Origin of the sequence: Rhizobium sp. SU303, from assembly GCF_021052345.1 — a bacterium.
Taxonomy (GTDB): Bacteria; Pseudomonadota; Alphaproteobacteria; order Rhizobiales; family Rhizobiaceae; genus Rhizobium; species Rhizobium laguerreae.
In genome coordinates this window covers 4,295,269-4,307,723 of sequence record NZ_CP088095.1, presented here as the reverse complement: position 1 = coordinate 4,307,723, position 12,455 = coordinate 4,295,269, and the positions used below count along the sequence as shown (strand labels likewise).

Sequence of the window (12,455 nt, the reverse complement as noted above, 5' to 3'; positions counted from 1 at the left end):
TCAGCGGCCGAAGAACAGCGCTTCGGCATTTCGAACAAAAATCTTTTCGGCAATCGTGGGGTCGTCGATGGCGGCCTGCATGGTCTCTATCAGCTCAGCGTCATCGGGCATGCCGTCCCACAATTCGGTGTGCGGCCAATCGCTGCCCCAGAGCAGCCTTTCCGCATGGCTGGCGGCAAGGGCTTGGCCGACCTCGGCAAAACCGTCGTAATTCACGTCCTTCGTCAGGCGATAGGGCGCGGTTACTTTGACGTAGGCCTCGGCTCTGTCCATCAGTCTTTTCAGGGCATCGACATGCAATGATCTCGTCTCTCTGGCAAGCGGAATGAAGCCGAGATGGTCGATGACGATGGGCAGGCGGATGCCGGACAGCGTTGCCGCAATATCGGAAAGTTGTTCGGGATTGATCTGCAATTGCAGCGACCAGCCGAGAGGGGCAATGCTTTCCGCCAGTGTCCTGGTGGCGGCGAGCGGGAGGCCGCCCTTGTTGCGCGTATTGATCCGCACGCCGCGGACGCCGAGCCGGTCGAGCCGCTCTATCTCGGTCTTAGCGGTTTCGGGATCGATGACGACGATGCCGCGCAGACGATCTGGATAGGCGGCCAGCGCATCGAGCAGCACCCTGTTGTCGAGGCCATAGACGCTTGGCTGCACCATTACGCCCCCGGCGATGCCGAGGCTGCCGGAGAATTCGATCCAGTCGGCGATCGTCGCGATGTCAGGCGTGTAGCTGCGTGGGGTATTGAGCGGAGCGCCGGCGCGAAAGACGTGGAAATGCGTATCGACCGTGCCTTGCGGCAGTGCCGCCCGCGGCAGCCGCGTCAGCGGCCGGCGGGGCAAGCAAAGCGGTGCCTCCATATCAGCGGCGCTCATCGCGCGTCGAGCTCCTCGCTTTGCAGGAAGTCGAAGTCGGCGCCTTCGTCGGCCTGGAGCACGCGCTCCTGATAGAGCTTCGCATAGCCGCGCGACGGCGCAGGGGAAGGCCGATTGACGACATCAAGCATGCGGCGATCGAATTCCGCCTGGTCGATATCGAGGTCGATGCGCCGGCCCTCGACGTCGAGGCGAATGCGATCGCCGGTGCGGACGATGGCCAGAGGGCCGCCATCGGCTGCCTCAGGCGCGATATGGAGGATGATCGTGCCGAAGGCCGTGCCGCTCATGCGGGCGTCGGAAATCCGCACCATGTCCTTCACGCCCTGCCGCGCGAGCTTGCGGGGAATGGGTAGATAGCCGGCTTCCGGCATGCCGGGCGCGCCCTTCGGTCCGGCATTGCGCAGAACCAGAACGTCATCGGCATGGACGTCGAGATCGTCGCTGTCGATGCGCAGCGTCATATCCTCGACGGAATCGAAGACCACGGCGCGGCCGATATGCTGGAGCAGTTCCTTGGAGGCAGCCGATTGTTTGATGACGGCGCCGCGCGGCGCAAGATTGCCGTACAGGACGGCGATCGTTCCGATCGGCTTCAACGGTTTCTCGACGGTGCGGATGATGGTCTGGCCCGGTTCGTCGACGACGGCGTCGATGATTTCGCCGATCGTCCTGCCGTAGACCGTCGGGGCGCTGCCGTCGATTTCATGGCGCACCGCCTTCAGCAGAGCCGGGACGCCGCCCGCCTCGTGGAACTGCTCCATATAATGCTGGCCGGAGGGCTGCAGGTCGACGAGCAGGGGAATGCTTCGGCCCAGCCGATCGAGTTCGGCCATGTCGAGGCGCAGGCCGAGGCGGCCGGTGATTGCGGCAAGATGGACGACGGCGTTGGTCGAGCCGCCCATCGCCTGCAGCGCGACGAGACCGTTGCGGATTGCCTGCGGCGTCAGGATATCGCGCACCGTCGGGGCGGTCTCATCCATGGCGAGACGCGCGGCGATGCGGCCCGTCTCCTCGGCAAGGCGAACCCGTTCGGATTCGACGGCGGGCGCCGAACCGGCGCGGGGAAGGCAGAGACCCATGACTTCGGTCAGGTTCGCCATGGTGCTCGCCGTGCCCATCACCGTGCAGGTGCCGATCGAGCTGGCCAGCTTGTTGTTGACCTCGGCGATCTCGGCCTCGTCGATCTCTCCGGCGCGAAAGCGTCCCCAGAAACGGCGGCAATCCGTACAGGCGCCGAGCCGTTCGCCCTTGTGGTGGCCGACGGCCATCGGGCCGGTCGGCAGGAAGATCGCCGGTATCTCGCTGCTGGCGGCCGCCATGATCTGGGCCGGCAGGGTCTTGTCGCAGCCGCCGATCAGGACGACGGCATCCATCGGCTGGGCGCGGATCATCTCTTCCGTTTCCATCGCCATCAGATTGCGCAGATACATCGAGGTTGGCGAGGCAAAACTCTCGTGGATCGAGATCGTCGGAAACACCATGGGCATCGCACCCGCCAGCATCACGCCGCGTTTGGTTGCCTCGATGAGTTGCGGCACATTGCCGTGACAGGGATTGAAATCACTGTAGGTATTGGCGATGCCTACGATCGGACGGTCGAGCGCATCGTCCGAATAACCCATGGCCTTGATGAATGCTTTGCGCAGGAAAAGGGAGAATCCCTGATCGCCATAACTCGTCAGCTTGCGGCGAAGACCGTTCGACAAACCTGTTCCTCCCTCGCCAAATTGATCCATGGCCGTGGCGTCAGGGTAGAGGGATACGGAAGATTGTCAATAAATAAGATGGCGCCACTGTATCGTATTTTTGGATTTCCTCGGCGATCGCCATAAAATATAATGAAAATCTCCGAAATTCGTGCTTTCGTTCGACAATCAGATGATTGGCTTTTGCGAGGAAGCAGGATAGATTATTGATAAAATGGGATTGAATACAGAGGAGGCGCCATGATGGGAACGGAACGGCGGCGTATCGGCATTATCGGTGCCGGCTGGGTCAGTGCCTACCATCTGCCTGCATGGATGCGGCAATCGGAAAGAGCCGAGGTCGTGGCGATTGCCGATCCGTCGGCGAGCGCCATCGAAGCCCGGCTTGCCGCCTTCGATATCGCGCGCAACTATGCGAGCGTGCAGGCGATGCTGGATGCCGAGCAGCTCGATGCCGTTGATATCTGCGCGCCGCGGGAATTCCATGTCGAACTGGTCCGGCTGGCGGCAGCAAAGGATCTCGACATCATCTGCCAGAAGCCGCTGGCACCCTCCTACGGCGAGGCGGTCGATCTGCTGGCAAGCCTTTCCGGCAGGGGCAAGCTGATGACCCATGAGAACTGGCGGTTCCGCGCTTATTATCGACGGCTGAAGGCGTGGCTCGACGAGGGGCTTGCCGGCGAGATCCGCCAGGTGCAGTTCGAATTCCTGTCCAGCGGCATGATCGCGGATGCGGAGGGAAAGAGACCGGCGCTGGTGCGCCAGCCGTTCTTCCGGACGCAGCAGCGATTGCTGGTCATGGAGGTCATGATCCATCATCTCGATACGCTGAGATATCTTCTGGGCGAGTTGGAGGTGGTCAGTGCCCGGCTTGAGAGGAGCAATCGCGATATCGTCGCGGAAGATGTCGCAAGCGTCGTCCTGCGCCGGACGAGCGACGGCGTTCTCGTGATCGTCAACGCCAATCTCGCCGCGCATGGCGCGCCGCCGTCGCCGCGCGATCACCTCCGCATCTTCGGTACGCGCGGTACGCTCGAACTTAACGGCAATCTGCTCTCGGCCGAGGGTGCGCAGCAGCGCCGGGAAAGCTTCGATCCTGACGAGACCTACCAAGGCGCCTATGACGCGACCATTGCGCATTTCCTCGACAGCCTCGATGGAAAGGTCGCGATGGAGACATCGCCGGGCGATAACATCAAAACGCTTGCTCTCGTCGAGGATATCTATCGCCTGAGCCGGTTCGACCCGGAACGCAATCCACTGTAACATGGCCCGCCGTTAGAGCGCCGCGCGTCCGACAGGACGCGCTAAGGACGCTCTACCACATTAAATTGGCGCATAATCCTTTTCCGAAAATCGACTTCGATTTTCGGGGTTATGCTTCAGAGGAGATGACATTTGCAGACGCTCAACGAAAGCCGCGAAGACGGCATCGAGCATGATGATTTAAGTATTGCCCGCGCGCTGGAGGAAGACATCATTTTCGGGCGGCTTGCGCCCGGAACCCGTCTGACCGAAGACACGCTCCTTGCCCGCTTTCATGTCACGCGCCATTTCGCCCGGCAGGCGATCGTGCAGCTCGAGACGATGGGCATCGTCGTTCGGGAGCGCAACAAGGGGGCGACGGTCCGTTCGCTGACGGCTCGCCAAGTCCAGGAAATTTACGACGTTCGGGAATTGTTGCAACGGCAGGCAGCGCTGTGGATAAGGCTGCCGGCGCCAGAGGCATTGATCGAGGAGCTGCTGGCGCTACACGAGGAGCATGGCCGCCACATCGAATCCGGCTATCTCAGGGGTGTGCACGAGGCCAATGACAAATTCCACCTGACGCTCTTCGGCGCCTGCGGCAATGCGCATCTGGTGCAATCGATCGAGCTCTATATGCGGCTCAGCCTGCCGGTGCGTGCCAATTCAATGTCGAGCAAGGAATCGCTGCGCATCTCGCACGAGCACCACCGGCTGATGATCGAGATGCTGCGTGGTGGGGATAACTGGGTTCTCGCCCAGCTCTGCGTCGACCATCTGCAGCCGAGCAAGAAACGTTATCTTGCCTATGTCAGCGAGAATTGACCGGTCGTTTGAAAGGGAGCGCAAACTTTCGATTGCGCTCCCTTCGCCTACCGGCTCACCAATCGAGGCGCAGGAGAGACACGCCCTGACGCGGTAGGGAGACCTTGAACGCGATCTTGCCGTCGTCGACCTTGACGGATGCCTCACCGTCAATCTCGGCGAGCTTTCCCGAGGCTTCCAGCCTGGCATAGTCTTCGCCTGCCGGATTCTGCGGCTTTCTCATCGTCTTCCAGACGCCGAAGGCATTGGAATGCTCCTCGTCCATCCTGAAATGCCTGAGCGAGGCGGACTTGTCGCCCCAGCCGTCGAGATTGACCGTGATGTCGGCGGACGGCCCGGCTTCATCATCGTCGTGGTAATGCCAGACGAGAATGGAAACGCCCTTGTCGTCGCGGGTCGCCACGACATTGACATCGGGCTTGCCGCGAACGCCATGGCTCATGATATCTTCGATATCACGGCGATAATCGCTTTCCGATTCCAGCCATTCGCCGCCGAGTTTGCCGAGCATGCGGAAGCCGTTGAGAACAGCCTTGTCGACGCCATTGGTGGCAAGATCGCGGAAGCCGTCGAAATAGGGCTGGTCGTCGAAGAGGAAGGCCCAGGTGACCGCGCCTTCGATATGGATGTTGGCGCGTCTTGCGAGCTCATAGGTGCGGATCATGCTCTCGACGACATAGACGCCGTAGAGCGGGCCGTTGCGATAGCCGTTCTGCGGATGGACGCGTGCGGAGCAGGCAGCACAGCCTTCCGGATCGGATTCGCCGATCACCACGGGCAGGTGGCGGAGTTCCGGAAACTCATTGATGATGGCAAGGTTCGTCTCGATGTCGCGGAGCTGCTTGTGCAGGCCCATCCGCACGTGACCCTCGTAGATCACCGGATTGCCCTTGGCGTGGAAGGCGAGGAAATCGATCGGCGACTTGTTGTCGACCACATGCTTGAGGAAGGCGCGCAGAAAGGTCTGGGCTTTTTCGTTGGCAAAGGCGCCGCAGGTGTGCGGCCCGCCGACGCGGGCCTTCGGAAGCGCGCGCTTCAAGGCCTTGGCGCTGACGTCATACATCTCGCAAAATTGCGGGATGGTACCGGTCCAGTAGTGGCCGTCCGGCTCGTTCCACACTTCCCACGGCCAGCTTGAAACGATGTCCTCACCATATCTCTCGGCCAGATGGCGCGCCCAAGCTTCGATCAGGTCGCCCCATTTCTTCAGGTCCGTCGGCGGGGCCGTCCAGCCGGTGGTGATCGTTGCATATTTGTCGGCCGGTTCCCATCGGTGGCGATAGGGACCGTCGAAATCGGAGAGTGCTTCTGGCGTGAAGCCGATCTGAATCAGCGGAATATTGCCAGCTTCGACATAGGTGTCGAAAATCTTGTCGATGATCGTCCAATCATAGACCGGATTGCCGCTCGCATCCTCGGTATAGGCATTGGTCGAACCCCATTTGAGCGCGGGCAGGCCGTCGCCGCTGGTCAGAAGATTGTGCGCGCGGATGCGGGGCGGCTCCGGGCTGAGCTCTGTAAGCTCCTTGAGCAATTTCCTGCCATGTGGGGAATAAGTGTAGTTCGGTTCGTCGTATCCGAACCAGTTCCATAAGGGTTCGTATTTGCCGGTCGGCCGGTTGGCGTGAACGGAGATTGTCACGTCATAGGGGCTGCTCATCCTGGTGTCCTCTTGAACGGTCATGCCAAAGCCTCCTCCCGAAAGCAGCCGACCTATCTGGTGATGAAGTGCGGCCTCTTGGGAGGGCGCCGCGCTCGCCGCAAAAGCTAAGCCAAATGCTCTCTTTGTCAATAATATAAAAACGCACGTCGCTGCCATGCGTCAAAAACGCCTGAAAATGCGCTATTTTTTATAGTCTTCAAAATTATCAGTTGCCGTTTCTCAAAAAATTGTCGATAACTACGGCGTGAGTTCGCCCGCCGCCGAGGAGTGCATGTGTCCCTGCGGCACGTGCAGGCAGGGGTTCGCTGGACGCCATCGTCAATTGATTACGGGAAGTGCTCGCCGCGGCGAGTTGAGGAGGAGGAACATCCGATGAAGTTCCGTAAATATGCAGCCATTGCCTTATTGTCGCTCGTGGCCCTTCCGGCATTTGCGCAGGATTTCATTGCCGGCATACCGCGCAATGAAACGCTGATCATCCAGGGTACGCCGCAGCAGAATGCCGACTGGTTCAACCTCTGGGCTCCGGGCGGCGGGGCGGCGGCAAACCTCAACGGCCTGCAGCAGCTGACCACCGATACGCTGTGGTTCATCAATCCAGAGGGCGGCAAGGATGCCTGGCAGAATGCGCTGGCCAGCGAACCGCCGAGCTACAACGCCGATTTCACCGAGATGACGGTGAAATTGCGCAAGGGCATCTTCTGGAGCGACGGCGTCGAATTCACCAGTGACGACGTGGTCTATACCGTGCAGACGCAGATCGATCATCCCGGCATGGCCTGGAGCGCACCGTTCACCGTCAATGTCGCGAGCATCGAAAATCCGGATCCGCAGACGGTCGTCTTCCATCTGAAGAAGCCGAACTCGCGCTTCCATACGCTTTTCACGGTGCGCTGGAATGCCGCCTGGATCATGCCGAAGCACGTCTTCGAGAAAACCGCAGATCCGCTGTCCTTCAACAATAATCCGCCGGTTTCACTCGGGCCCTACCAGCTGCAAAGCTATGACAAGGGCGGCAACTGGACGATCTGGAAGCTGCGCGACGACTGGCAGCGCACGTCGATCGGCCTGGCTGCGGCACAACCGCCCGAGGTCAAATACGTCGTCTATCGTGCGGCCGGCAATCCGGAGGCCCGCGTCATCGAACAACGCAACCACAATCTCGACGTCATCAACGACATGGCGCCCGAGGGCATGTTCTCGATCATGCGCGACAGCAAGACCACAGCCTCCTGGCTGAAGGGCTTTCCTTTCGCGCATCCGGACCCGACGCTGCCTTCCGTTCTCTTCAATACGAAGAAGGCGCCCTTCGACAACAAGGACGTGCGCTGGGCTCTCGCTCTGCTGATCGATATCCGTGAAGTGGCGCTCGGCTCCTACCGCGGCGCGGCCAATATCGCCGCCCTTGCCACGCCGCCGACGGGTTCTGCCCCGGACGATTATTATGCACCGATGCAGGACTGGTTGACGAATTTCGAGCTCGACACCGGATCCCGCAAGATCAAGCCCTACGATCCGAACATCTCGGCGCAGATCGCCAATATGGTGCGCGGCCAATGGGCCGATCAGATCCCGACCGATCCTGCCAAGCTGCAGCGCACCTTCGGCTTCGGCTGGTGGAAAAAGGACGTTGAGGCTGCGACCGAGCTGCTGCAGAAGGCCGGCTTCAAGAAGAGCGGCCGCCAGTGGGTGAAGCCTGACGGCACGCCCTTTTCGATCCGCCTGCAGGTGGAAGGCGATGCCATCCCGACGCTTGCCCGCGCCGGCACGGTGATTGCCCAGCAATGGTCGCAAGCCGGGATCGCGACCAAGGTCGATGTCGCCGGCCCGACCAATGGCCAGCGCCTCAGCACCGGCGATTTCGAGACGGCGATCTACTGGAGCATCGAGACCTGGGGCGGTCATCCCGACCTCTCCTTCTTCCTCGACAGCTATCATTCGGAGTTCATCAAGCCGGTCGGGCAGATCCAGCCGCCGCGCAATCTGCAGCGTTGGCAGGATCCGCGCCTCGACCAGCTCATCGAGCGCAATCGATCGATCGCCTTCGATTCGCCCGATGTCGCCAAGCTCGGCCAGGACTTCCTGAAGCTTGCCGTCGAGGAAATGCCGATGATCCCGCTGATGGCCTACAACAAGTTCGCACCGCTCGATACGACCTACTGGACCAACTATCCGAGCGCCGACAATCCCTATTCGGCCTCGGGTCCGAACTGGTCGAACATTCGCTACATGGTGGTCGGGCTGAAGGCCAATCCGGATGCGCCGAAGCCTTGATCGAGGCACAACAAAGGAAACAGCCGGCCGCCGGCTGTTTCCGTTCTGCTATTGAAGGGTCGATGTCATGAACGGCTTTCTGATCTATGCGGCAAAACGCTTTCTGCAATTTCTCTTCGTGGTCTTCACCGGCATCACGCTGGCCTTCCTGATCGCGCATTTTTCGCCGGTCGATCCGATCGAGCAGACCGTATCGCTATTGACGAGCTTCGGCTCCACCGATCCGCAGGCCGTCGAAATCCTTCGCGAATCTCTGCGCGAGCTCTACGGAACCGGCGGACCGCTGCTGGAGCAGTATTTCACCTTCTGGGGCCGTGTTCTGACCGGCGATTTCGGCCCGTCGCTTTCGTCTTTCCCGACACCCGTGATGACCGTTATCGGCAGGGCGCTGCCCTGGACGGTCGGGCTTCTGACGCTCGCAACAATCATTTCCTGGATCATCGGCAATTTTCTCGGCGCGCTTGCCGGCTATTTCCGCAGCAGCAAGCTGCTGAAGGTCGCCGGCATCGTCATCATGGCGCTGCAGCCGATCCCGACCTACATCATCGGTCTCAGCCTGGTCATCCTCTTCGGTTTCATCTGGCCGATCCTGCCGATCAGCGACGGCGCCCAGGTCAATCTCGCGCCGGGTTTCAACTGGGCCTTCATCAGCTCGGTGGTCGAACACGGCATCCTGCCGGCCCTGACCCTCGTGCTCGTCGGCATCGGCGGCTGGTTCATCTCGATGCGCTCGCTGGTTTCCAACATCGTCACCGACGACCACGTCGTCTATGCCGAACTTGGCGGCGTGCGCTCGCGCAGCATCTTTTCGCAATATGTGGCGCGCAACGCCATGCTGCCGCAGGTCACGGGCCTGGCACTCAGTCTCGGCAACGTCTTCGGCGGCGCCGTCATCGTCGAGTTCGTCTTCAATTATCCCGGGATCGGCAAGCTTCTGATCTCCGGCATCTATTCCGGCGATTACAGCCTCGTGCTCGGTGTCACCACAATCGCCATCATCGCGGTTGCCGCCGCGGTCTTCGTGATCGACATCATCTATCCGCTGATCGATCCACGCGTGAAACTGGGATAATCCGCGATGTTCAAAGTCCTCAGAGACCTGCTGCGCTACAACAAGGAGTTCCTGCTCGGAACCATCCTGATCTCTATCATCCTGGCGCTGATCGCGGCGTCGTTTTTCTCGCCCTATGACGAGAATGCCATCTATGTGGTTGCGCCCGACATGCCGCCTTCGGCCGAATTCTGGCTCGGCACCACCTCGCGTGGCCAGGAGGTTTTCTGGCAGATCGCCGCCTCGATGCGCAATACGCTGTTCTTCGGCATCATCGTCGCCTTCGTCAGCCGCATCATCGCCATCGCCGTCGGGCTGATCTCCGGCTATATCGGCGGCCGGACCGACCAGATCATCATGGCGGTCAACGATACGCTCGGCGCACTGCCGAACATTCCGATCCTGCTGCTTCTGGTCTTCGTGCTCCGCGACCAGATGACCTGGTTCATGCTGGCGATCACCGCAGCGCTGCTCGGATGGACGCATGACAGCCGTCTGATCCGTTCCGTCGCCCTGTCTCTCCGTCAGCGGGAATTCACCCGGCACGCGGTCTTCTCGGGCATGCGCACACCGCAGATCCTCATCCGCGAACACCTGCCCTATGTCATGCCGATCGTCTTCTTCACGACGATGAACAACATGATCTGGGCGATCGGTCTCGAGGTAACGCTCTCGGTGCTCGGATTTTCCGACATCAACCGGCCGACCATCGGCGGCATGATCTACTGGGCCAATGCGCATTCCGCGATGGTATCGGGCATATGGTGGTGGGTCGCCTTTCCGATGCTCTTCGTCGTCATTCTGTTCCTCGGCCTGTTCATGCTCGCCATGTCGGTGAACGAATATATCGATCCGCGCTCGCGGCTCGCCCGCATGGGAGCTTGAGGAAATGCAGAACCTGATGAGGACGCAGCCTTTGACCCTTGCCGAAAACGCCATGGACGCACTGACGATCGACGGGCTGAAATGCTATTACGTCAATGATTATTTCGGCGTGCGGCGGGAGATCCGTGCAGTCGACGATATCAGCCTGACCATCCGCAGGAACGAGATCTACGGTATTGCCGGCGAATCCTCGAGCGGCAAGACATCGCTGATCAAGACGCTTGCCGGCGCCATCCGCCCGCCGATGCGCGTCGTCGGCGGAACGGTGAAATTCAATTTTGCCGACGGTCCGATCGATGTCTATGGCGAACCGGCGAAGATGAAGGCGGCACGCTGGCGTCACCTCTCCTACATCATGCAGGGCTCGATGAACGTGCTGAACCCGGTCAGAAGGGTCAAACACGCCTTCACCGATTTCGCCTCCCGCCATATGAACCTCGATCCCGCCGCCTTCCGGGCGCGCGTCGAGGCGCATCTTGCCAGGCTGCATCTCGATCCGCATGTGCTCGAAGCCTTCCCGCACCAGCTTTCGGGCGGCATGCGCCAGCGTCTGACGATTGCTCTCGCCACTGTCTGCGAGCCGGAATTCATCATCGCCGACGAGCCGACGACGGCGCTCGACGTGCTCGTGCAGCAGGACGTTCTGGCGCTGATCAAGGAAGTGCAGGCCCGCATGCAATCCTCGGTCATCTTCGTCACCCACGACATGTCGGTGCATGCCGCCATCACCGACCGGCTGGCCATCATGTATGCGGGACGGCTGGCGGAGGAGGGGCCGACGCAGGCGATCTTCGACAATCCCCAGCATCCCTATACCGTCCACCTGATCGGCAGCCTGCCGCGCATTGGCGACGTCTCGACGCGGAAAAGCCTCAGGGGCAAGCCGCCGGCACTTTCGGATCCGCCTTCGGGATGCCGTTTCCATCCGCGCTGTCCGATCGCGATCGACAAATGCGCACGTGAAGTGCCGGCCATGCTGCCGAGCGCCACGGGAGGGCGGGTCGCGTGCTTCCGTGCCGGGGAGTATCAGATCCAATGAGCAGTAATTTCCTTCTCGAACTCGACCATGTCACCAAGCTCTTTCCGATCGGCGGTTTCTTCTCGCGCGAAAAGATGAAGGCGGTCGATGATGTCAGCTTTGCGCTCAGCGCCGACAAGCCCGAGATATTCACGATCGTCGGCGAATCCGGCTCCGGAAAATCGACGCTGGCGAAGATGATCCTCGGCAGCGAAAAGGCCGATCGGGGCCGCATTTATTTCGACGGTACGGATGTGAAGGCGATGCGTTCCCGCAGAGATCGCGAGGCTTTCATGGCCAAGGTCCAGCCGGTCTTTCAAAATCCGTTCGAAGCTTTCAATCCGCTGACGCGGATCGACGAGTATCTGCTGGCCACCGCCCATCGCTTCAAGGGAGCAAAGAGCCGCGCCGAGAAAGAGGCGCTTGCCGACATTGCCCTCCAACGCGTCGGCCTGTCGATGGCGGAGATAAAAGGTCGTTTCTCGCACGAGCTTTCAGGCGGCCAATTGCAGCGCATCGCCGTCGCCCGTGCGCTGATACCCGAGCCGAAGCTGATCGTGGCGGACGAGCCGGTCTCGATGGTCGACGCATCGCTGCGCATGTCGATCGTCAATCTCTTCCGCGATCTGCGTGATGCTCTCAACGTCTCGATCGTCTACATCACCCACGATCTTGCGACGGCCTATTACATTTCCGACCGCGTGGTGATCATGCGCAAGGGGGTGGTGGTGGAGAGCGGCGATGCCAGGGACGTGCTGGAACATCCGAAACACGCCTATTCGATTGCGTTGAAGAACGCTGTCCTGCCGCCCAATCCGCGCGAGGCATCGGCGATCCTGCGCCTGCGGCAACGCAACGCCGAGACAAGTGAAGCCACTTCCGGCAGTGGCGACCGCCTTGCCAGGTGAAGTG

Annotated in this window: 10 protein-coding genes; 7 read left to right on the top strand and 3 right to left on the bottom strand. The window is 60.7% G+C overall.

The features are described 5' to 3' along the window. Together RlegSU303_RS21215 and RlegSU303_RS21210 are read right to left on the bottom strand one after the other, a co-directional pair. Positions 1-873, bottom strand: a complete 873-nt coding sequence (locus RlegSU303_RS21215) for an amidohydrolase family protein (RefSeq protein ID WP_131719989.1) — start codon at positions 871-873, stop codon at positions 1-3. After that, positions 870-2,582: an IlvD/Edd family dehydratase gene (locus RlegSU303_RS21210; RefSeq protein WP_131719990.1), complete on the bottom strand. Its 1,713-nt coding sequence runs from the start codon at positions 2,580-2,582 to the stop codon at positions 870-872. Before RlegSU303_RS21210 ends, RlegSU303_RS21215 begins: the two co-directional genes overlap by 4 nt. A gap of 240 nt (positions 2,583-2,822) precedes the next feature. Here RlegSU303_RS21210 and RlegSU303_RS21205 point away from each other — a divergent pair, with 240 nt between their 5' ends. Both RlegSU303_RS21205 and RlegSU303_RS21200 read left to right on the top strand, forming a co-directional pair. Next, complete coding sequence (locus RlegSU303_RS21205; protein ID WP_131719991.1) at positions 2,823-3,848, top strand: Gfo/Idh/MocA family protein; 1,026 nt, start codon at positions 2,823-2,825, stop codon at positions 3,846-3,848. Between the two features lie 132 nt (positions 3,849-3,980). Then, positions 3,981-4,652 carry a GntR family transcriptional regulator gene (locus RlegSU303_RS21200; protein ID WP_131719992.1) on the top strand — a complete coding sequence of 224 codons (672 nt, stop codon included), beginning with the start codon at positions 3,981-3,983 and terminating at the stop codon, positions 4,650-4,652. Between the two features lie 55 nt (positions 4,653-4,707). Here RlegSU303_RS21200 and RlegSU303_RS21195 read toward each other — a convergent pair whose 3' ends face one another. After that, positions 4,708-6,336 carry a GH39 family glycosyl hydrolase gene (locus tag RlegSU303_RS21195; RefSeq protein WP_131719993.1) on the bottom strand — a complete coding sequence of 543 codons (1,629 nt, stop codon included), beginning with the start codon at positions 6,334-6,336 and terminating at the stop codon, positions 4,708-4,710. 351 nt (positions 6,337-6,687) lie between these two features. On the opposite strand from RlegSU303_RS21195, the gene RlegSU303_RS21190 reads away from it, so the two are divergent. The 5 genes from RlegSU303_RS21190 (at position 6,688) to RlegSU303_RS21170 (ending at position 12,451) form a co-directional block, all read left to right on the top strand. Further along, on the top strand, positions 6,688-8,589 hold the full coding sequence (locus tag RlegSU303_RS21190) for an ABC transporter substrate-binding protein (protein ID WP_131719994.1): 1,902 nt from the start codon (positions 6,688-6,690) through the stop codon (positions 8,587-8,589). Between the two features lie 67 nt (positions 8,590-8,656). Beyond that, the gene (locus RlegSU303_RS21185) at positions 8,657-9,661 is read left to right on the top strand and encodes an ABC transporter permease (RefSeq protein ID WP_017962368.1); all 1,005 of its coding nucleotides are present in this window, start codon (positions 8,657-8,659) and stop codon (positions 9,659-9,661) included. 6 nt (positions 9,662-9,667) lie between these two features. Beyond that, positions 9,668-10,525, top strand: coding sequence for an ABC transporter permease (locus RlegSU303_RS21180; RefSeq protein WP_017962367.1), 858 nt, complete (start codon positions 9,668-9,670; stop codon positions 10,523-10,525). A gap of 4 nt (positions 10,526-10,529) precedes the next feature. Next, positions 10,530-11,564 (top strand): ABC transporter ATP-binding protein, encoded by a 1,035-nt coding sequence (locus RlegSU303_RS21175; protein ID WP_017962366.1) that lies wholly within the window; start codon positions 10,530-10,532, stop codon positions 11,562-11,564. Continuing rightward, on the top strand, positions 11,561-12,451 hold the full coding sequence (locus RlegSU303_RS21170) for an ABC transporter ATP-binding protein (RefSeq protein ID WP_131719995.1): 891 nt from the start codon (positions 11,561-11,563) through the stop codon (positions 12,449-12,451). The genes RlegSU303_RS21175 and RlegSU303_RS21170 overlap by 4 nt, the downstream gene beginning before the upstream one ends. Positions 12,452-12,455: the final 4 nt, after the last annotated feature.

Excerpts from the sequence above, each read along its gene's own strand:
- RlegSU303_RS21215 (WP_131719989.1), bottom strand. The coding sequence starts at position 873 with ATGAGCGCCGCTGATATGGAGGCACCGCTTTGCTTGCCCCGCCGGCCG.
- RlegSU303_RS21205 (WP_131719991.1), top strand. The coding sequence starts at position 2,823 with ATGATGGGAACGGAACGGCGGCGTATCGGCATTATCGGTGCCGGCTGG.
- RlegSU303_RS21195 (WP_131719993.1), bottom strand. The coding sequence starts at position 6,336 with ATGACCGTTCAAGAGGACACCAGGATGAGCAGCCCCTATGACGTGACA.
- RlegSU303_RS21190 (WP_131719994.1), top strand. The coding sequence starts at position 6,688 with ATGAAGTTCCGTAAATATGCAGCCATTGCCTTATTGTCGCTCGTGGCC.
- RlegSU303_RS21185 (WP_017962368.1), top strand. The coding sequence starts at position 8,657 with ATGAACGGCTTTCTGATCTATGCGGCAAAACGCTTTCTGCAATTTCTC.
- RlegSU303_RS21180 (WP_017962367.1), top strand. The coding sequence starts at position 9,668 with ATGTTCAAAGTCCTCAGAGACCTGCTGCGCTACAACAAGGAGTTCCTG.
- RlegSU303_RS21175 (WP_017962366.1), top strand. The coding sequence starts at position 10,530 with ATGCAGAACCTGATGAGGACGCAGCCTTTGACCCTTGCCGAAAACGCC.
- RlegSU303_RS21170 (WP_131719995.1), top strand. The coding sequence starts at position 11,561 with ATGAGCAGTAATTTCCTTCTCGAACTCGACCATGTCACCAAGCTCTTT.